This is a genomic window from Microcoleus sp. AR_TQ3_B6 (genome assembly GCF_036702785.1).
In the GTDB taxonomy this organism is placed as follows: domain Bacteria; phylum Cyanobacteriota; class Cyanobacteriia; order Cyanobacteriales; family Microcoleaceae; genus Microcoleus.
The window spans coordinates 1-20,168 of record NZ_JAUBVJ010000041.1; the positions used below are offsets into that span (position 1 = coordinate 1).

The 20,168-nt window shown below is 47.6% G+C and carries 17 protein-coding genes; 13 read left to right on the forward strand and 4 right to left on the reverse strand.

Annotated elements, in window-relative coordinates; genetic code table 11:
* The first annotated feature begins 154 nt into the window (after positions 1–154).
* The 3 genes from gcvH to QUB56_RS19580 all read left to right on the forward strand — a co-directional run bounded on the left by gcvH (position 155) and on the right by QUB56_RS19580 (position 5,359).
* Positions 155–544 carry a glycine cleavage system protein GcvH gene (gene gcvH, locus QUB56_RS19570; RefSeq protein WP_332957415.1) on the forward strand — a complete coding sequence of 130 codons (390 nt, stop codon included), beginning with the start codon at positions 155–157 and terminating at the stop codon, positions 542–544.
* A gap of 198 nt (positions 545–742) precedes the next feature.
* A complete protein-coding gene (gene gcvP / locus QUB56_RS19575) occupies positions 743–3,688 on the forward strand; it encodes an aminomethyl-transferring glycine dehydrogenase (RefSeq protein ID WP_332957495.1) in 2,946 nt (981 codons plus the stop codon).
* A 306-nt stretch (positions 3,689–3,994) separates the two neighbouring features.
* On the forward strand, positions 3,995–5,359 hold the full coding sequence (locus QUB56_RS19580; protein ID WP_332957416.1) for a serine/threonine-protein kinase: 1,365 nt from the start codon (positions 3,995–3,997) through the stop codon (positions 5,357–5,359).
* Between the two features lie 645 nt (positions 5,360–6,004).
* Here the strand turns inward: QUB56_RS19580 and QUB56_RS19585 are convergent.
* Positions 6,005–6,400, reverse strand: coding sequence for a helix-turn-helix domain-containing protein (locus QUB56_RS19585; protein WP_332957417.1), 396 nt, complete (start codon positions 6,398–6,400; stop codon positions 6,005–6,007).
* A 271-nt stretch (positions 6,401–6,671) separates the two neighbouring features.
* On the opposite strand from QUB56_RS19585, the gene acsF reads away from it, so the two are divergent.
* The 4 genes from acsF to hcp all read left to right on the forward strand — a co-directional run bounded on the left by acsF (position 6,672) and on the right by hcp (position 11,750).
* The gene (gene acsF / locus QUB56_RS19590) at positions 6,672–7,748 is read left to right on the forward strand and encodes a magnesium-protoporphyrin IX monomethyl ester (oxidative) cyclase (RefSeq protein ID WP_332957418.1); all 1,077 of its coding nucleotides are present in this window, start codon (positions 6,672–6,674) and stop codon (positions 7,746–7,748) included.
* Positions 7,749–7,759: 11 nt separating this feature from the next.
* A complete protein-coding gene (locus QUB56_RS19595) occupies positions 7,760–8,506 on the forward strand; it encodes a heme oxygenase (biliverdin-producing) (RefSeq protein ID WP_332957420.1) in 747 nt (248 codons plus the stop codon).
* 86 nt (positions 8,507–8,592) lie between these two features.
* Positions 8,593–9,990 (forward strand): oxygen-independent coproporphyrinogen III oxidase, encoded by a 1,398-nt coding sequence (gene hemN / locus QUB56_RS19600; protein ID WP_332957422.1) that lies wholly within the window; start codon positions 8,593–8,595, stop codon positions 9,988–9,990.
* 110 nt (positions 9,991–10,100) lie between these two features.
* Complete coding sequence (hcp, locus tag QUB56_RS19605; protein ID WP_332957423.1) at positions 10,101–11,750, forward strand: hydroxylamine reductase; 1,650 nt, start codon at positions 10,101–10,103, stop codon at positions 11,748–11,750.
* A 294-nt stretch (positions 11,751–12,044) separates the two neighbouring features.
* On the opposite strand, the gene psbA is transcribed toward hcp, so the two are convergent.
* Entirely contained in the window at positions 12,045–13,124 is a 1,080-nt protein-coding gene (gene psbA / locus QUB56_RS19610; RefSeq protein WP_332957424.1) for a photosystem II q(b) protein, read from the reverse strand.
* A gap of 563 nt (positions 13,125–13,687) precedes the next feature.
* Here psbA and QUB56_RS19615 point away from each other — a divergent pair.
* From QUB56_RS19615 to QUB56_RS19640, 6 genes are all read left to right on the forward strand, one after another.
* Complete coding sequence (locus QUB56_RS19615) at positions 13,688–14,056, forward strand: DUF2892 domain-containing protein (RefSeq protein WP_332957425.1); 369 nt, start codon at positions 13,688–13,690, stop codon at positions 14,054–14,056.
* A gap of 21 nt (positions 14,057–14,077) precedes the next feature.
* On the forward strand, positions 14,078–14,611 hold the full coding sequence (petC, locus tag QUB56_RS19620) for a cytochrome b6-f complex iron-sulfur subunit (protein WP_332957427.1): 534 nt from the start codon (positions 14,078–14,080) through the stop codon (positions 14,609–14,611).
* Positions 14,612–14,613: 2 nt separating this feature from the next.
* Entirely contained in the window at positions 14,614–14,862 is a 249-nt protein-coding gene (locus QUB56_RS19625) for a hypothetical protein (RefSeq protein ID WP_332957429.1), read from the forward strand.
* A 3-nt stretch (positions 14,863–14,865) separates the two neighbouring features.
* Positions 14,866–15,711, forward strand: coding sequence for a fatty acid desaturase (locus QUB56_RS19630; RefSeq protein WP_332957430.1), 846 nt, complete (start codon positions 14,866–14,868; stop codon positions 15,709–15,711).
* A gap of 140 nt (positions 15,712–15,851) precedes the next feature.
* Positions 15,852–16,667, forward strand: coding sequence for a radical SAM protein (locus tag QUB56_RS19635; protein ID WP_332957432.1), 816 nt, complete (start codon positions 15,852–15,854; stop codon positions 16,665–16,667).
* Positions 16,664–17,299 (forward strand): 4Fe-4S single cluster domain-containing protein, encoded by a 636-nt coding sequence (locus QUB56_RS19640; RefSeq protein WP_332957434.1) that lies wholly within the window; start codon positions 16,664–16,666, stop codon positions 17,297–17,299. The genes QUB56_RS19635 and QUB56_RS19640 overlap by 4 nt, the downstream gene beginning before the upstream one ends.
* Positions 17,300–17,310: 11 nt before the next feature.
* Here the strand turns inward: QUB56_RS19640 and QUB56_RS19645 are convergent, their stop codons facing one another.
* Entirely contained in the window at positions 17,311–18,183 is an 873-nt protein-coding gene (locus tag QUB56_RS19645) for an MBL fold metallo-hydrolase (protein ID WP_332957435.1), read from the reverse strand.
* 247 nt (positions 18,184–18,430) lie between these two features.
* The gene (locus QUB56_RS19650; protein ID WP_332957436.1) at positions 18,431–19,669 is read right to left on the reverse strand and encodes an HhoA/HhoB/HtrA family serine endopeptidase; all 1,239 of its coding nucleotides are present in this window, start codon (positions 19,667–19,669) and stop codon (positions 18,431–18,433) included.
* Positions 19,670–20,168 lie beyond the last annotated feature (499 nt).

Below are 20,168 nucleotides of genomic sequence, written 5' to 3' on the forward strand. Positions count from 1 at the left end.
AATTAGGCTCAATATTTGGTTCATTTGAACGGATATTTGGTCTAAGAACTGCCGCAAGGATAGATAGTTTTAAGGTATGTCGCCAGAACCAAGAATCCCCACGCCTTTACGCTGGGGAGTGTCAATTGATACTTGGTTTATTGCGAGGAAAGACATGGCAGCAGAATACCCCGATGACTTGAAATACCTAGACACCCACGAATATATCCGACTCGAAGATTCCACAGCCACCATCGGCATTAGTGCCTTTGCTGTTGACCAACTCGGCGATATCGTGTTTCTAGATTTGCCCGAAGTCGGTGCAGGGTTGGAAAAAGGGGAAGCTTTCGGTACAGTCGAGTCAGTTAAAGCGGTTGAAGACTTGAAAGCGCCCGTTACGGGTACAGTCGTAGAACGCAATGATGACATTGTAGAGTCTCCCGAAATTTTGGCCGACGACCCCTATGGCGCTGGGTGGCTGCTGAAAGTGCGCGTTGACAATCCCAGCGAAGTCGATGACGCTTTATCGGCCGCGGAGTACAGCAAAATGGTGGAAGGCGAGTAGGGGAGGGAAAGTAGGGGAGAGTGGGGGAGGGGGAGAATGGGAAAAATCTTTCCTCTTCCCTCGAATCTCGAACCTCAACATCAATCAGCTAAATCGGTTAAATCCTTTCAATCCCGTACATTGCTCCTTGCCGAACTTTCTTCTTGCTTAGCAAAATGTTACAAACAAAGAAGAAAAGTCAATTCAGGAGAATCAGCCTTGGTACTCTACAGCCCTCAAGTTGAACCCAACGAGCAGCAAAACCTTTCCCCCATCGATGGTTTTGCGGCCCGGCACATTGGCCCGACACCCAGCGAAATCAAGCAAATGCTCGATGTTTTGGGGATTTCTAGCCTTGATGAGTTGATTGACAAAACGGTTCCAGCAGCGATTCGCATTTCTGGACCCCTAGTACTTCCCGCAGCGCAAAGCGAGTACAGCGCTTTGGCAGAATTGAAAGAAATTGCTGCAAAAAATCAGGTATTTCGATCGTACATCGGCACTGGATATCACGGCTGCATAACTCCCCCCGTCATCCAGCGGAATATCCTAGAAAATCCCGGCTGGTATACAGCTTACACTCCCTACCAAGCCGAAATTGCTCAAGGGCGATTGGAAGCTTTACTGAACTTCCAAACCATGATAATTGACCTCACGGGTTTGGAAATTGCCAACGCTTCTTTGCTGGATGAAGGGACAGCGGCGGCGGAAGCGATGGCGGTGAGTTACGGCGCCAGCAAAAAGGGGGCAAAAGCGTTTTTTGTTTCCCAAGATTGCCACCCTCAAACTGTGGAAGTGGTGCAAACTCGCGCTAAGCCGTTGGGAATTGAGGTAATTGTCGGCGACCATCAAAGCTTTGAGTTCGATCGTACAATCTTCGGCGCTCTCCTGCAATACCCCGCCACAGACGGCGCAATTTACGACTATAGGGATTTTATTCGATCGGCACACGAAGTCGGCGCATTAGTCACAGTAGCCGCCGACATTTTGAGCCTTTGCTTGCTCACACCCCCCGGCGAATTCGGCGCGGATATAGCCGTAGGAAGCACTCAGCGCTTCGGAGTGCCGATGGGCTTCGGAGGACCCCACGCCGCCTATTTCGCCACGCGAGAAGAGTTTAAACGGCAAGTTCCTGGCAGAATCGTCGGCGTTTCTAAAGATGCCAACGGCAAATCTGCTTTGCGTTTGGCCTTGCAAACTCGCGAACAGCACATCCGCCGCGAAAAAGCCACCAGCAATATTTGTACTGCTCAAGTTTTGCTGGCAGTGATGGCGAGTATGTATGCTGTTTATCACGGCCCGTCTGGACTGAAAGACATTGCTGAGAAAGTAAGGAGTTTAACAGCACTTTTGGCATCCGGTTTAAGAAGTTTCGGATACAAAATTGGTTCTCAACCTTTCTTCGATACTTTGCGGGTAGAATTGGGAGACAAACCGCTCTCAGAACTTCTAGAAGCTGCTAAAGAGCGCCAAATTAATCTCCGAGTTTTTGATGATTCGACAGTGGGAATCACTTTAGATGAAACTGTCACCGCTGAAGATGTGCAAGAGTTGTGGAAAATTTTTGCACAGGATAAGGATTATATCAGGGCTGACGGGCAGAATGCTCTCAACATTCCGCTGGATGCAGACGCATTGAGTTCCTATTTGACCTTACCAGATTTTTGCGATCGCACCAGCAGCTATCTCGCCCATCCAGTTTTCAACAGCTACCACTCAGAAACTGAACTTTTGCGCTATTTGCACCGTTTAGAAGCCAAGGACTTATCGCTAAATACATCGATGATTCCCTTGGGTTCTTGCACGATGAAATTGAATGCAACAGCAGAGATGATGCCGGTGACTTGGGCGGAATTTGGCAATATCCATCCTTTTGCACCCCCCGATCAAACTCGCGGCTATCAAAAGATGTTCGTGCAACTAGAACAGTGGCTGGCAGAAATCACAGGTTTTGCGGGAATTTCTTTGCAGCCCAACGCCGGTTCCCAAGGCGAATACGCGGGCTTGTTAGTTATTCGCCAATACCACGAACACCGACGCGAATCTCACCGAAATATCTGTTTGATTCCCCAGTCAGCCCACGGTACAAATCCGGCTAGCGCAGTGATGGCGGGGATGAAAGTAGTAGCTGTAGAGTGCGATTCCCAGGGCAATATTGATGTCGCAGATTTACAGAAAAAAGCAGAGAAACACAAAAAAGAACTGGCGGCTTTGATGGTGACATATCCATCTACGCACGGTGTTTTTGAGGAAGAAATTAAAGAGATTTGCGAGATTGTTCACAACTGCGGCGGACAAGTTTATATGGACGGCGCAAATATGAATGCTCAAGTGGGTTTGTGCCGCCCCGGTGATTTTGGTGCTGATGTTTGTCACTTAAACTTGCACAAGACTTTCTGTATTCCCCACGGCGGCGGCGGGCCGGGAATGGGACCGATTGGGGTAATGTCTCATTTAGTGGAATTTTTGCCCAGTAATTCTATTCTTAACAGTCAACAGTCAACAGTCAACAGTCAAAAAAAATCTGTTGGTGCTGTTTCCGCAGCGCCTTGGGGAAGTGCTAGCATTTTGACTATTTCTTGGATGTACATTCGGATGATGGGAGGAGTGGCTTTAGCTGAGGCGACAAAAGTAGCAATTCTTAATGCTAATTACATGGCGCATCGGTTAGAATCTTACTATCCGGTTTTGTACAAAGGGAAAGCTGGTTTAGTGGCGCACGAGTGTATTCTGGATTTGCGATCGCTCAAAAAGTCTGCAGCTATTGAAGTCGAAGATATCGCTAAACGGTTGATGGATTACGGCTATCACGCGCCGACGGTTTCTTGGCCGGTTGCTGGTACGGTAATGGTGGAACCGACGGAAAGCGAATCAAAGCAGGAATTAGACCGTTTTTGCGATGCGATGATTGCGATTCGAGGCGAAATTGCGGAGATTGAAAAAGGTAATGTTGATGCGCAAAATAATGTATTGAAAAATGCGCCGCACACCGCAGAATCTCTGATGGTTGATGAGTGGAATCGTCCTTATACTCGCGCGCAAGCGGCTTATCCGACACCTTGGACTCGCGAACATAAGTTTTGGCCGGCGGTGGGCCGCATAGATAATGCGTTTGGCGATCGCAATTTTGTGTGTTCTTGTTTGCCAATGGAGGCTTACACTTAAGATTGTAATCCATGTAAATCTCGTTTATATCTGAGTCTAGATCCCCCTAAATCCCCCTTAAGAAGGGGGACTTTGATTACTTCGGGTCCCCCCCTTCTTAAGGGGGGCTAGGGGGGATCTCCGGGTTTGATAGATGCCAAAATCCACCTCACCCAAAGCCCCAAGAAACCGGGTTTTTTCAACAATTAACTACCACCCACAAACTCCGCAAAAACCCGGTTTCTCAACCTCACGCGATAACTCAACAAAAATTCCCCCGTTTCAGCTACAATCAAAACCATCATCCCCACATCCTCACCACCCACCATGAGGCACTGGCCCCCCGGACAACAACTGCACCAAGGCAAATACCTAATCGAACAAATCCTCGGCTGCGCCGGATTCGGTGTCACCTACCGCGCCCAAAACCTCAAAGAAGGTAAAGCCGTCGCCATCAAAACCCTAAATGCCAACGTTCAAGGTAAGCCAAACTTTCGCGAATTACAAACCAAATTTGTCAACGAAGCTTTATCTTTAGCCAAGTGCAGCCATCCCCACGTCGTGCAAGTTTACGAAGTATTTCCCGAAATGGCAGGAAATATCGAATTGTGGTGCATGGTGATGGAATTAATCGACGGAATTGACTTAGCCAGCCATCTAGAAGATAACGGCATTTTGCCCGAAGAAAAAGCTTTGCCAATTATTCAACAAGTGGGAAGCGCGCTGAGTTTTGTTCACAAGCAAGGATTTACTCACCTCGATGTGAAACCCCAAAATATTATGCTCAGGCAGCGGGGTCTTGAAGCCGTTTTGATTGATTTTGGCATAGCGCGACAGGTGACAGCGCCGGGGAAATTGCGGACAAATAGCAATTCCGGTACAGAGTGTTACGCACCAATCGAATTATTAGAAAAACGCGCCGAACTCGGTGCTTGTACAGATGTTTATTCTCTAGCAGCAACGCTTTATGTAATGTTGACTGGTGAGTTGCCCTTTCCCTCGCAATTCAGGAAGCAAAATATTCCTTTAACTCCGCCAAAGCAATTCAATTCAGAGATTAGTGACAGGGTAAATGCGGCGATTATGAAAGGGATGGAGTTGGAACCGCAAAATCGCCCGCAGTCGGTGCAGGAATGGTTGGATTTGCTGATACCCAAACCAGCGGCCGCTGAAACTACGCGCGTAGTTTCAGCCGTGGGAATGGATTATATAAACTTGCGGAATTTATTGGCGGCAAAAAAGTGGAAGGAAGCCGATGAAGAAACGGCGAGAGTGATGTGTAAGGTGGCGAATAGGGAGGAAGAAGGATGGCTGGATAGAGAAAGTATTGAAAAATTACCCTGCGAGGACTTACTTACTATTGACCAACTTTGGGTACACTACACTAATGGGCACTTCGGCTTTTCGGTGCAGAAGCGCATTTATGAGAGTCTCCCAAAAAATTATAAAATATGGGAAGCTTTTGGCGATCAGGTAGGCTGGAGGATAAAAAATAAATCCGACATCTATCACTCATGGTTAGAAATGAGCCCATCTCCAAAGGGGTGGAGTTTGGAGGCACCTCCAGGGAACCTCCCGAAGCTAAGTACATCGAGGAGATATCTTAACGGTTTATCTTACCTGTGCGCGCTCAACCCAGCCCATGATGGGTGGAGGAGGCTTCTCGAAAGACTTGTAGACTGTAACATCTAAGAGTTTCAGGATTTCATAAAGATTTATAATAAAGCCCAAAACCACGAAACCATGCCCTGTCTAGGTTTCCGACGGGGTTGTCGGGACATAACGAGCAAATAATCAAAGTAAAATCAATCTCAGAAATCGGGTTTCTGCGATAATTTATGTATCATCACCCAGATTCACGAAGAAACCCGGTTTCTACCTCCCCACCAACAGCCTCTAAACTCCATAAGCACCGCGCAAAATCTAAGAAACCGGGTTTCTACGAGTATCTAAACATCCTCACGCCCGATTTAGGAAGAAACCCGGTTTCTGAGCACCATGCTACATCCAAGAAACCGGGTTTTTACTGAAGCTGTTGGTGGGAACGAAATATTGTCGTAAAAAACCCGGTTTCTGAGCACCATGTTACATCCAAGAAACCGGGTTTTTACTGAAGCTGTTGGTGGGAACGAAATATTGTCGTAAAAAACCCGGTTTCTGAGCACCATGCTACATCCAAGAAACTGGTTTTTTACTGAAGCTGTCGGTGGGAACGAAATATTGTCGTAAAAAACCCGGTTTCTGAGCTTACGCACTTCGACTAAAGAAAGCAGTTTTTACTTGATCTGTCGGTGGGAACGAAAGATTGTCCTAAAAAACCCGGTTTCTGAGTCAATCTCAAGGAGTAAGCTGTTGTGCATTTAAATCGTCCTCAGCATCCGAGTGTGTTAGCGGACAAATACAACTCTCCTGTCCCAGCCACTGCGATCCTACTTGATGCAGGGCTGCCATCACCGGTTGAATTTGGCGACCCTTGGGCGTGAGGGAATATTCGACACGGGGCGGAATCTCCGCATAAACACGCCGCTCGACTAACCCTTGAGATTCCAACTCTCGTAGGCGTTGGGTGAGGGTTTTGGTGCTGATGCCAGGAAGTGCCGCGAGTAATTCGTGGGTCCGCCTCGCCCCTCCAAACAGTTCGCGTAGAACTAAAATTGACCATTTATTGTCCAACAAATCCAGCACAAATTGAATCGGACATTTAACCTCTATGCACGGACTTGCTTCCACCATAAACTCTCTTCACAATGGATATTCCAGGGGTAGATAACTGCGCGATCGCAATCTCAAGCTGGGTTGGACTTCTAAAATCTTTGTAACGTTTTTTTGATTTGAAAAACCCGAAAATTAATATTTCTTTAGAAATGGCTCAAGCGTCCTGTTTGCTTCAATGCTTTACCTAAAGTAACTATAGGATACCAGTGGTAACTGACTTGTGGGCGATCGCGGATTAAGGCAATGTGGTTCACAGTCATCAATTCCGAAAAATCTACTCTCCACTCCTATGGTCAGTTCAATTAATAAATCGGAGTCTGCTGGTCTGCCATCCGGCATTAAAGCACCTGTTCAAGAAACCCTGTTAACACCCCGCTTTTACACCACCAATTTTGATGCCGTTGCCGAAATGGATCTGTCCGGGCAACAAGCGGAGTTAGAAGCAGTTGTAGCAGAATTGCGAGCGGACTATAACCGCCACCATTTTGTCCGCAATCAAGAGTTTGAGCAATGCTGGGACAACATTGATGGCGAAACGCGCAAGGCATTTATTGACTTTCTAGAGCGCTCCTGTACCTCAGAATTTTCTGGCTTTCTGTTGTTCAAAGAACTTTCCCGCAAACTTAAGAATCGCCAACCGTTGTTATCGGAAGCCTTTAGCTTACTGGCCAGGGATGAAGCGCGTCATGCTGGTTTCTTGAACAAGGCAATGACGGATTTTGGCTTGTCTCTCGATCTGGGCTATTTAACAAAAAATCGTACCTACACATTCTTCCCTCCAGAATGGGTAATTTATACTGTTTATCTGTCGGAAAAAATTGGCTACTGGCGCTATATTTTGGTGTATCGCCATCTCGAACAACATCCCGAACATCAAATTTATCCCCTGTTTCGCTACTTCGAGAATTGGTGCCAGGACGAAAATCGCCATGGGGATTTCTTTAAGGCATTGTTGCGATCGCAGCCTAAGCTTTGGAATAACTGGAAGGCAAGACTCTGGGCGCGCTTTTTCCTGCTGACGGTGTTTGCCACCCACACAATGACGGTGTTGGAACGCTCCACATTTTATGATTCGATCGGCATCGACCCCCAGGAATATAACAAGCAGGTGATTCATCACACCAATGAAACGGCAAAACGGGCGTTTCCCACTATTTTAGATACCCACCATCCAGAATTCTTTGCCCGTTTGGAGCGATGCGCGATCGCCAATCAGAAGCTAGCAGAAATCTCAAGTAACCAGCGCCCTGCCGCCATCCAATTTTGGCAAAAATTACCCTGGATTGGTGCGATAGTGTGGCAGTTGTTGCGCCTTTATTTACTGCCCTCGATTAATGCTGAATCGTCCAGAACCGCTATTAATTAGGAGATATTGCCATGACTAATCTATCGACACGCCTCCGAGAAGGCACGATGCAATCCCACACCACAGCCGAAAATACGGCATTTATGAAATGCTTTATGAAAGGCATTGTGGAACGGGAACCTTTGCGTAAACTATTTGCCGATTTGTACTTTGTCTACAGCGCCCTAGAAACGGCTTTGCAGAGCCATGTCAACCACCCGATAATCGGGACTCTCTATTTCCCTGAGTTAAATCGCACTGAGAATCTGGCTTGCGATCTAGCTTTTTATTACGGTGAAAATTGGCGGGAGGAAATTACGGCTTCGCCAGCGGGTTGTGTGTATCGCGATCGCATTCAAACCCTCTCAAAAACCGATCCAGTCCTGCTGATTGCCCATGCCTACACCCGCTACATGGGTGATTTATCCGGCGGACAAAGCTTGAAAAACGTAATTCGATTGGCGTTGTCTATGCCGCCGGATCGAGGAACAAATTTCTATGAATTTTCCCAAATCTCGACACCAGAAGCCAGGCGAGTATTTAAGGAACGCTATCGCCACACCCTGGATGAGTTTTCGGTGGATGCTGACACGATCGAGCGAATTGTCGCAGAAGCAAATGCGGCATTTGCCCTCAACCGGGATGTGATGCACGAACTCGAAGCCGATGTAAAAGCGGCGATTGGAGAACATACCTTTGATTTGCTGACTCGGCAAGATCGCCCCGGCAGCACAGAAAGCCGCAGCCGAGGGGCTAAGCGAGAATCTGTAGCGACATAGATCGCCCAAGGAAAACAAGAGCGATCGTATCTCTAAAATATGCCGGGAATCTGAACTTACACACTACCAAGAGGATAAATCGGTTAATGAAACAATTATCACAAACGGTTGAATTTGATGCTGCATTGTTGAATAAATACAACCAGCCTTTACCCCGCTATACCAGCTATCCACCCGCCACAGAATTAAGCACTGACTTCGATCGCAACGCATTTAGAACCGCGATCGCCGTCGGCAATCACAAACAAACCCCCTTATCGCTTTACTGCCACATCCCCTTTTGTGAAACGCCCTGTTATTTCTGCGGCTGCAATACCATCATTACCCAGCGTAAAGAGGTGGTAGAACCCTATTTACGCTATCTCGATCGCCAAATTCGCCAAGTTGCCAGTTTGGTGGATGCCGATCGGCTGGTGCATCAGTTGCACTGGGGCGGCGGCACGCCCAACTATCTCGATCGAAGTCAGGTAGAGTGTCTCTGGAACCAGTTAAATCGATATTTTCGGTTCGATGACGCAGCAGAAATATCGATCGAAGTCAATCCTAACTATATCGATCGCGAATACATTCTCTTTTTGCGACAATTAGGATTCAATCGGATTAGCTTTGGCATTCAAGACTTTAATCCCACCGTGCAGGAAGCGATCAATCGGGTGCAGCCCGAAGCGATGTTGTTTGATGTGATGGATTGGATGCGGGAAGCTGGGTTTGAAAGTGTCAATGTGGATTTGATTTACGGCTTACCTTTCCAGACACAAGCAACATTCCAGGAAACGGTACAGAAGACATTGCAATTAAATCCCGATCGCATTGCCGTATTTAATTTTGCCTATGTTCCATGGCTCAAACCGGTTCAGAAACGAATGCCGGAGTCTGCTTTGCCGACTGCGGGCGAAAAGCTGAAAATTCTGCAAAGTACGATCGCCCAACTGACGCAAAATGGCTATGTGTTTATTGGTATGGATCACTTTGCCAAGCCCAATGATGAACTAGCGATCGCGCAACAAGCTGGGCAACTACATCGTAATTTTCAGGGTTATACCACAAAGCCCGAATCGGACCTGTTGGGCTTTGGCATGACTTCCATCAGTATGTTGCAGGATGTCTATACCCAAAACCACAAGCGATTGAAAGACTTTTATCAGGCGATTGATGGGCAGGAATTGCCGATCGAAAAAGGCGTTAGACTGAATCAGGACGATCTGATTCGGCGGACAGTAATCATGGAATTAATGTGTCAATTCCAACTGTCTGTCCAAGATTTGGAAGAAAAATACCATCTCGGCTTCGATCTCGATTTCAATGACTATTTCGCTCAGGTTTTGCCCCAACTTGATGCCTTAGAAGCCGATGGGTTAATCAAACGTTGGGGCGATGGCATTGAAGTAACGACGATCGGGCGCTTGCTAATTCGCAATATTGCATCCGTGTTTGATAGCTATCTCATCCGAAACTCCAGCAAACGGTTTTCCAAGTCCCTATGAATTATCATCAGATTTGTTAACTCAGATTTGTTAACATAGTCAGGGAGGGATAAATATTTTCATAACCGAGTTGTTGCGTAAATTCTAACCAATTCAACAAGGAAAAATTAATGTTCTGTGAACAATGCGAACAAACAGCAAGCGGACAAGGATGCCATCAGTTTGGTGCTTGTGGGAAAAGTCCCCAGGTGAATGCTATCCAAGATCTGTTGATTTATTATCTGCGCGGGTTGGCTCCGATTGCCCTCAAAGCAAAGGAGTTAGATATTGATACCCATGCAGTGGATGTCTTCACCTGCGAAGCGATCTTTGCCACGATGACGAATGTCAACTTTTCCGAAAAGCGGTTTGTTGAGTATCTCCAGAAAGCGATCGCCCATCGCGCCAACCTCAAGGCTCAAGTGCAGCAAGCAACAGACAATCCACCGATCTGGGCTGCAATTTCCGACTTTGAACCCAACTTTGAGGAGAGCCTGGTTGAGCAGGGTGAGCTGATTTCCATCCAGTTCCTGAGTCAGTCTGCCTCGAATGTGGATATTTTCTCGCTCAAACTCACAGTGCTATATGGGGTTAAGGGTCTTGCCTCCTACACCTTCCACGCATACGAAGTGGGACAGGAAGACGAGCGGGTGTATCGTTTCATTTATGAGGCACTGGTCGCCCTCGATAACCAGACCTTGAGCTTGCAGGAGTGGGTGAATTTTGCTCTTGAGGTGGGAGCCATCAATCTGCGATCTATGGAACTATTGGATGCCGGACATACCACTACCTATGGGCACCCAATTCCCACGCCTGTTCCCCTCAATCCACGGCAAGGGAAGGCGATTCTGGTTTCAGGACATGACATCAAACAACTCGAAGGCTTGCTGAAGCAAACAGCAGATACTGGAATTACTGTTTACACCCACGGCGAACTTCTACCAGCCCACGGCTATCCCAAACTAAAACAGCAGTACCCCCATCTCTACGGTCACTACGGCACTGCTTGGCAGAACCAAACCAAGGATTTTGGCAAGTTCCCCGGTGCGATCGTGATTACGACCAACTGCTTAATGCCAACCCATTCCTATTATGAAGACAAACTCTTTAGCGTTGGCCCAGTCGGCTATCCCGGTCTGATTAACTTGAGTGCGATCGACAATGGCACACCCGATTTTACTCCCGTTATTGAGAAAGCACTGGCACTTCCCGGCTTTACTGAAGATGCACCCCCCAGGGAAGTCACAGTTGGTTTTGCCCACAATACAGTTCTAGGGGTGGCAGATAAAATCATTGAGGCTGTGAAACAGCGTAAAATCCGCCATTTCTTCCTGGTGGGGGGCTGTGATGGAGCCAAACCCGATCGCAACTACTACACCGAGTTTGTCGAAAAAGTGCCTGATGATTGTGTCGTGCTCACCCTAGCTTGCGGCAAGTTTCGGTTCTTCGATCGACAAATGGGCGACATTGAGGGACTACCCCGCCTGATGGATGTTGGTCAGTGCAACGATGCCTACTCCGCGATTCAGATTGCTGTAGCCCTAGCCAATGCCTTTGAGGTAGGTGTCAACGATATACCCCTTTCCATGATTCTGTCCTGGTATGAACAAAAGGCAGTAGCCGTCTTGCTAACTCTCTTGCATTTGGGGATTAAAAACATTCGTCTAGGGCCGACATTACCGGCGTTTATTTCTCCCAATGTATTCAAGCTTCTGTCGGAGAACTATAACTTGCAGGCCATTACCACCCCTGATGCGGATCTGGCAGCTTGCTTGAGCTGATCTTGAGTCCTACTATTCACACCTTTGGGGCTTTGTTTTTGTAGCCGCGATCTTTGCCATTGATATCTCTTCTATAGCAATCCTCGCATCAGTTTCAATAACTGGTTGCCAGGCTAAACGCCTGGGAATCAATGTCCCGAGGCTCTGCCTCGATTTTCGCGAGGCAGAGCCTCCGGATCTGCGTTACCAGGAAGAGCCTGGTAACGAGTAGAATCATTTAGGATTGCTATATAAGTGCAATAGCACCGCATAAGGGGTGCTATTGCACTTATCGAAAACTTGTCGTTCAACCGCTTAGCTCTTAATGACAGGAGTCACTAGGGCGGGTTGAGCTTCTGCTGAAGCTAAATCCAGGGGGAAGTTATGGGCATTGCGCTCGTGCATGACCTCAATCCCTAGATTGGCACGGTTGAGGATATCTGCCCAGGTGGCAATCGGTCGTCCCTGGCTGTCTAGGATGGAATTATTGAAATTGAGTCCATTCAGGTTGAAAGACATGGTGCTAATTCCCAGTGCCGCAAACCAAATTCCGACTACGGGCCAGGCACCCAGGAAAAAGTGCAAAGCGCGGGAATTATTGAAACTGGCATACTGGAAGATCAGCCGTCCAAAGTAGCCGTGGGCTGCATTAATGTTGTAGGTTTCCTCCTCTTGACCAAATTTATAGCCATAGTTTGGAGACTCTTGTTCGGTCGTTTCGCGCACCAGACTAGAAGTTACTAAAGACCCGTGCATGGCACTAAACAACGCACCGCCAAACACGCCGATTACACCCAACATATGGAAGGGATGCATGAGAATATTGTGCTCGGCAGAGAACACAATCATGAAGTTAAAGGTTCCAGAAATTCCCAGCATTAGACCGTCTGAGAAACTGCCCTGTCCGATCGGGTAGATCAATAACACCGATGTTGCTGCAGCCACAGGAGCAGAGTAGGCAACTGCAATCCAGGGACGCATTCCTAAGCGATAGCTCAGTTCCCATTGCCGACCCATGTAGGCATAGATCGCAATCAGAAAATGGAACACGATTAGTTGCCAGGGACCGCCATTATAGAGCCATTCATCCAGGGAAGCGGCTTCCCAAATTGGGTAAATGTGCAAGCCAATGGCATTCGAGCTAGGAACCACCGTCGCCGTGATGATGTTGTTACCGTAGAGCAGCGAACCGGATACAGGTTCCCGCAAGCCGTCGATATCCACGGGGGGAGCCGCAATCATGGCGAGGACAAAGACAATGGCTGCGGTTAGGGCTGTCGGAATTAAGAGGACTCCAAACCAGCCAATATACATTCGATTGTCTGTACTGGCGATCCAGTTGCAGAATCGCTCCCAAACATTAGCGCGATCGCGCTGTTTTAAGATTGCTGTCATGATTTCAAAAAAATGAGGACAAGTGATATTGCAATCTGGCTCAGAAACAAGAATTAAATAACATCGATTTTGGGAAGCTATTTATTTCGCGCTCCTTCAAAAACATTTTTAATTGAATCCTCAATAGTCTACAAGTCAGTTACCGCTGCTGTCTCATAGTTGCTTGGGGTAAAGCATTGGCTCAAATGCTGAAGTTGAGACAATTATAAAAAAAATATTACGAGGTTGTTTTTCCCCGAACGAAAGAACGCTAGAACATTAGACCGCATCAGCAACTCGGTAGTGCATCCAAATCAGTATTGAATGGGTTAATAAGTCATTGCGCTCGTGCTAGGGAAGATTTAACATTTTTTTCAGAATGTCTTTAATCTATTAGCCGTCCCCAATCTTTTACTCGCCGTAACTATAGGGGCTTGAACGTAACTATCTTGTCAGCAAAATTGAGAGATGTAAGATTGTTGATTATCTGGTGGTGGAACTGAACCTGAGTTAAGCTCATCCCACGCATGAAGGCGGTTATGACCCGTTTAAGGATCCTGTATTGCTAGACTGGCGAATCTTGCGTGGATATCTCCGTTACCTGCTCAATTCTCATCACCATCCTGACTTCTTTGAACAACGATCGCCCATCAGAAAATAGTTTTTTCGTATTCACAACCGACCCGATGAACCAACTCAAAAGTAAAAAAAATTCGACTCTCTCAAGGAGGAGCGTCATGTTTAATAATGTCGGTATGCTCGATCGCCTCATCCGCTTTGGTTTAACAGGCGTACTACTTTACCTCGGCTTTGGTGTTTATGGAGGTTCGGCATTAGGAATCGGATTAGGAATTATTTCAATTATTCCTGCCCTGACAGGTTTAATTGGAACTTGTCCACTCTATAGCTTGCTAGGCATTGATACTAAAAGCCAGCATCCCCAAAAACATTAAGTCTGCACCCGGAGATGAGAAATGGAAGAAAGTATCCCACTCGAAAATCCTTTAATGTCCAGAAGGCAACTACTCAACTTTCTCGCAGGAGCCGCTGTCGCCACCACAGCTACTGCAGCTCTTTATCCTGCCGCCAAATTCTTTGTTCCGCCAGCAGAGGGGAGTGAAGATGGTTCCCTCCTCGCTAAAGATATTCATGGGAATCTGATTCCGGCTAGCCAGATTTTAGCAGCACCCCCTGGAACTCGCGCCTTAGTTGCCGGATTGGCTGGGGAACCTACCTACCTCACCGTCAGAGAAGATGGTACGCTCCATCCTTGGGGGATTGTCGATAACTGCACCCACTTGGGCTGTACTTTCCCTTGGAATCCCAATGACAATCAATTTCAATGTCCCTGTCACGGTTCTCGATATGACCCAGAGGGCACAGTAGTACGCGGTCCAGCACCTCTTCCCCTTAAACTCGTCCGCGTGGCTGTCGCAGAAGATGCGATTTGGATTTCTCCGTGGAAAGAAACCGATCCCCGCACGGGACAAAAACCCTGGTGGGTTTAGCTATGAATGATATCCAAACAATTCTGATTGAAACCGACGAACAGACGCAGATGGCGTTGCGGGTGGCGTTGCGCTCGCCCAAGGCGCGCTTTCAGCGATTGCAGATTGCGATCGAAGTAGCAAGTCAAGCCACAAACGAACAGGCTGAGTCTTGCTGGAATCGATCGAGGTTGAGTTTTTCTAAATGTTTATTTCCAGTCTTGCTGGCGATGGATGTACCCATCTGCGTAATTTGTTGTTTTGTGAGGTAATTGATGACCGCTAAACTGTTGCCAACAACTCCGACTCGATATCCGCTAGATTGGACTGCGGTCTTCTTTTTCACGACTATTCATGCCCTGGCGCTCTTAGCCCCCTGGTGCTTCTCCTGGTCTGCCCTGGGTATGACCCTCTTTTTGCACTGGTTATTTGGCAGTATTGGCATTTGTTTGGGCTATCACCGCCTATTGAGCCATCGCAGTTTTCAGGTTCCTAAATGGCTGGAATATGCGATCGCCCTGATCGGTACCTTTGCTCTACAAGGAGGACCAATTTTCTGGGTGGCGGGTCATAGGCTACACCACGCCTATACCGAGGATATCGATAAAGATCCCTACTCAGCCCGTCGGGGGTTCTGGTGGAGCCATATGCTGTGGATTTTTTACCCGCATTCAGAATTTTTCGATTATCAACAGTACCAGCGGTTTGCCCCCGATCTGACACGCGATCGATTTTATTGTTGGCTGAATCGAAACTTTTTGCTGCTGCAAATCCCCTTGGGGCTACTGCTGTATGCACTGGGGGGATGGTCATTTGTGATCTGGGGTATGTTTGTCCGAGCCGTTTTACTCTGGCATAGCACTTGGTTGATTAACTCGGTCACTCACCTGTGGGGATACCGTACCTTTGACACAAACGACAACTCCCGCAATCTTTGGTGGGCGGCTATTCTCACCTATGGCGAAGGTTGGCACAACAACCACCACGCCCATCCTAACGTTGCCAAAGCAGGCTGGCGCTGGTGGGAGTACGATCCGACCTGGTGGGCAATTTGGCTGTTAAAGAGATTGGGTATCGCCCGAAAAGTGGTGATGCCACCGACTCAAAATGGCACACCTTAGAATCACCCACAGCATTTACGCATGAGAGACCAAAAACCCGGTTTCTGCGTCAATATCTCAAAGGAATATCGACGATTTTTCAGAGAAACCGGGTTTTTTGCGTAAGTCCTAATAAAAATATAGGAAATCGAGCTGAAGCCATGTCTACTGTCACTAAACCCTTCACTTCTGTTTACGGCCCAGTGCAATCCTGGCGCTTTGGGCGATCGCTAGGAATCGATCCGATCGGGCCAGATTCTAGTTGCTCGTTTAACTGTGTGTATTGCCAGTTAGGTGAGATTGAGTACCAGAGTTGCAACCGCCAGATTTTTGTCCCGACTCGGAAAATTCAACAGGATCTGCAATCCTTCCCTGTCGGCGATGCGAACACCATCACCCTCAGCGGTAGCGGTGAGCCAACTCTGGCACTGAATTTAGGCGAAATTCTGGTTGTGGCGAAGCAGATGACTAGGAAGCCCGTTGGGGTATTGACCAACGGCAGTTTGCTGGGCGATCGCGGGGTGTGTAACGAACTGGCGATCGGCGATTGGGTAGCTGTCAAAGTTGATGCCATTGCTGCTGACTCATTCCGTCGCATCAATCGCCCCATGCCAACCATCAACCTCCAGGACATTTGGGCCAGTCTCCTCCAATTTCGCCAACTCTATTCAGGACACCTGGCAATTCAGACGATGCTACTCACCGAGTGGAACGAACAGGATCGGGCAGAGTACATCCGGCGGATGCAAGCATTACTGCCGGACGAAATCCAACTCAACACGCCGACGCGACTTTGCCCCCTCACGCATCAGCTAGAAGCACGAGGGAACGAGCCGCCCAATGCCTGTTTATATCCGACAAGGCAACTCAAGCAAGTCAAGGCTGATGTGCTACAGGTTTTTGCCGATCGCATTGAACGTGTCACAGGAATTCCAGTGCGTTACCCATCATTAAAACCAGAGGCAGAGAACCGATGAAACCTCAGAAAACAAACCCATATTTTCAGCTTTTAGAAATTCCCCCTGGCTATCTCAACATCATGGGATATGTAGACGAGTCGGAAGTGAATGGGCCGGGTTGTCGAGCCGTGATCTGGGTGCAAGGATGCCTGCGGGAGTGCCCAGGCTGCTTTAATCCGGCTTCTTGGTCCTTTGAGATTAATCAATTAATTGCGGTTGATGTTCTTGCTCAGCAGATTCTCCGCAATCCTCGCAATCGGGGTGTCACTTTTTCGGGCGGAGAACCCTTCTGGCAAGCTCCTGCTTTGGCAGATTTGGCACGCCAAGTGAAAGCAGCGGGATTAAATGTTATGTCCTTTACTGGCTTCACGTTAGAACAATTGCGATCGAAACAGAGGCCCGCCGGTGTTGAGGAGTTGCTGGAACAACTCGATATTTTAATCGATGGGTCCTATGTGCAGTCTTTGGCAGTCCACTCACCCGATTCTCTCGTTTCTTCCAGCAACCAGCGCGTACATCTTTTCAATCCAGCTTTTCACGATCGACTCACTTGGGCCAGCGATCAGATCGAAATTCATATTCTGAAAGATGGCAGTCGGATTTTCACAGGCTACCGGGGTCAAATGAATCTGGCTGAGTCGGAGTTATAAACCCGATCGCATTAAGCATCGACCATCCAAGCAATACAGTGTTGCATTTGCTCGCGCATGGTTTGTCGATCGGCATTATACCTGCGGCCGTGTCCCGGCAACACCCATTCAAAGTCATAATTAGCCAAATTCTGCATAGATTTGATTTGTTCTGGCCAAGAATACCAACAGACTTCGCGAAAGCCAACTAGCTGCTGCAAACTTTCCGACCAAGCAAGATGATCGCCGCTGAACAAAAACTTGTTATTGTAAAGCAAAACTGTGTGACCTTTCGTGTGGCCGGGAACAGGTATAATCAACAAATCATCAGCTATTTGATACGGTTCGCGGCGTGACAATTGAATTTCTACACTGCGAGTACCCGCGTTAATTTCGTCAGCATGGAGAATGCGATCGCACCCAAAATAATCGCGGTATTGTTGATGATCTGCCACATCATCGCGGTGAGTCAAGTACATATAGCGAATGCCGCCCATTGCTTCTATGTTTTTGACTAGCGGCGGCACAAAACGGGGAGAATCAACTAAAATGTTTCCTTCGGGGCGGACAATTAAATAGCTGGCTGCGGCGTAGGATTTCTCTGAGTGGTAGCCGCAGTGATAGACATTTTCTGCTACGAGTGCGGGCAAACTTTGCTGAACTTCTTTGATGTTTTTCGGTTTTTCAACAGTGCCGATCGAACTTGTGGGACAAGACAAAAGAGCCGCCAGCGCTCGCCTTTCTTCCATCTCGTTAGTTGGCTGGTGGTAAACCGCAGACTGTTCTCCCTCTTGAGTAAATACTTCAGGTGCCATCCACCGACAAGTATCGCAGTCAATGCAGGTAGTGTCTACATAAAAGTTACCGCTGATATTTTCAGTACGCCTCCGATTAATGTTAGCCATTTTTCTACCTCTTAATAACCCATATAAATTATCGTAACTTAGTATAATTACTACGACATCCCGCCGGGGGCTTAAACCCGTCTCACAGCACAATTCGGTTAAAACAGACTAATAATTACTCCCTATTTATTGACAGTACCTTAGTATCAGTCCTATGCAAGAAGACTGATACTAAGAGGCAGGAGTTTAAACCCCTGCCGGACTCTTGCTTCTGCGTGCAAGATCTAACTTTCAACCAACAATTCTACTACTGCTTCTGGGCCGCTGGAAAAACACCCGCTTTCACCGCCACAGTAACAGGTTGCCCGCTGCGGCTCAATTCAAGCTGCAGATCGCTGCCCACTGTACTTTTCTCGACAATTTGCTGTACGCTGTTAGCATCGCTGACTTCTGCACCGTTGATTTTCTTGATCACATCGGCAACGCGAACTCCAGCTTGTGCCGCCGGAGAATCTTTGGCAATTCCCAAAACTAACACGCCTTTATCTTCAGTCAGCCTCAATTTGGGGTTGGGATTTTTATTGAATTCTGCTTTGACTTCGGGAGTAATGCTCAACATCCGAACGCCGAGATAAGCATGTTCGGCTTTTCCGGTTGTTACTAATTGGCTGGCAATTTGTTGTGCTCGATCGATCGGAATAGCAAAACCCAATCCTTGAGCGCCTTGAATAATCGCCGTATTCATGCCGATAACTTGACCGCGCTGGTTCAGCAGCGGACCGCCAGAATTGCCGGGATTGATTGCAGCGTCGGTTTGAATAAAGGTGACGCGCTTGTCGGGAACGCCGACATCGGCGCTAGAACGGCCTGTAGCGCTAATAATGCCCACAGTCACAGTATTGTCCAAACCGAGGGGATTGCCGATCGCGATCGCCCATTCTCCCGGCTGTAACTCTTCAGATTTGCCCAAACTTACCACAGGCAAATTATTAGCTTCAATTTTAACAACAGCCACATCAGTAACTGTATCTACGCCTAAAACTTTGCCGACAAAATCGCGGCCATCCTTCAGTTTTACCCTCACCGTATCCGCGCCATCAACAACGTGAGCGTTAGTCAAAATGCGGCCGTCGGAACCAAAAACAAAACCCGAACCGGAGCCCCTTTCTACCCGATTTCCCGGTTGAATGGGAGATTCCGAACCGAAGAAGCGGCGGAATTGCTCGGGGATCTCATCTGGAACTTGGTTCGTCACCGTGCGAGATGAATTGATCCGCACCACTGCCGGGCCGACTTCCTGCACAACTTTAGTGACAAAATTAGAGTCTTGAGAGGGCAGTATGTTTCCAGGCAATGCTGAAATTGGCGCTGCACTTGCCGGTTCAGCTTTGATAGCGTTAGAACTTCCAGGAACTTGAGAAGTTAGGGCGTTGCAACCAACTGTTGCGGTGGAGCCGAGCAAAACAAGGGATAAAAAAGCGAGTTTTTTCGGCAAGGAAAAGCGGCGAGAACGCACAGTTGTAGCAGGCATATTTTGGGTTGACATAGTATTGATTTGGTGGGAGTTAGAGCGAGAGTTATAATTAGGGTTTTGCATTTTTAGCACTTACTGGAATTAAGTTAGAACTACAGGATCTTTAATTTTTATTCAAGCATTTGTGATATCTGCTTGACTGGTGGGGTTTACCCTACCTGGTGGGGTAGAAACCCGACACTCACAGGTCTATTGTGGATTCCAGCTTTTGAGTGCGATCGAACTGGGTCTGTACAGACGAATTGCCGCCTGAGTGCGATAATACAAACTACGGTAGCCTGCGCGGATATTCCGCATTTTCCGCTAAATTTTCACAGGATTGATATCCGAAGTCAACAACTAAGATTCCAGACTTATTGTTACATAAATCAGCAGCAGCCCCAAACTTTCGCGATCGGGAGCGTTTTGGGATGAATTTTGGGGGTCTGACAAGTAAGTCCGGCACAAAGGCAATATCTAATCAACTTTAGATGACTGAAAATATATCTTACTCTTATTCTTTCGTGTTCTC

Bases quoted from the DNA above. Each gene is read 5' to 3' on its own strand.
- QUB56_RS19585 (WP_332957417.1), bottom strand. From the start codon at position 6,400: ATGGTGGAAGCAAGTCCGTGCATAGAGGTTAAATGTCCGATTCAATTT.
- QUB56_RS19580 (WP_332957416.1), top strand. From the start codon at position 3,995: ATGAGGCACTGGCCCCCCGGACAACAACTGCACCAAGGCAAATACCTA.
- psbA (WP_332957424.1), bottom strand. From the start codon at position 13,124: ATGACAGCAATCTTAAAACAGCGCGATCGCGCTAATGTTTGGGAGCGA.
- QUB56_RS19650 (WP_332957436.1), bottom strand. From the start codon at position 19,669: ATGTCAACCCAAAATATGCCTGCTACAACTGTGCGTTCTCGCCGCTTT.
- hcp (WP_332957423.1), top strand. From the start codon at position 10,101: ATGTTCTGTGAACAATGCGAACAAACAGCAAGCGGACAAGGATGCCAT.
- QUB56_RS19635 (WP_332957432.1), top strand. From the start codon at position 15,852: ATGTCTACTGTCACTAAACCCTTCACTTCTGTTTACGGCCCAGTGCAA.
- QUB56_RS19625 (WP_332957429.1), top strand. From the start codon at position 14,614: ATGAATGATATCCAAACAATTCTGATTGAAACCGACGAACAGACGCAG.
- hemN (WP_332957422.1), top strand. From the start codon at position 8,593: ATGAAACAATTATCACAAACGGTTGAATTTGATGCTGCATTGTTGAAT.
- petC (WP_332957427.1), top strand. From the start codon at position 14,078: ATGGAAGAAAGTATCCCACTCGAAAATCCTTTAATGTCCAGAAGGCAA.
- QUB56_RS19630 (WP_332957430.1), top strand. From the start codon at position 14,866: ATGACCGCTAAACTGTTGCCAACAACTCCGACTCGATATCCGCTAGAT.
- gcvH (WP_332957415.1), top strand. From the start codon at position 155: ATGGCAGCAGAATACCCCGATGACTTGAAATACCTAGACACCCACGAA.
- acsF (WP_332957418.1), top strand. From the start codon at position 6,672: ATGGTCAGTTCAATTAATAAATCGGAGTCTGCTGGTCTGCCATCCGGC.
- QUB56_RS19595 (WP_332957420.1), top strand. From the start codon at position 7,760: ATGACTAATCTATCGACACGCCTCCGAGAAGGCACGATGCAATCCCAC.
- QUB56_RS19645 (WP_332957435.1), bottom strand. From the start codon at position 18,183: ATGGCTAACATTAATCGGAGGCGTACTGAAAATATCAGCGGTAACTTT.
- QUB56_RS19640 (WP_332957434.1), top strand. From the start codon at position 16,664: ATGAAACCTCAGAAAACAAACCCATATTTTCAGCTTTTAGAAATTCCC.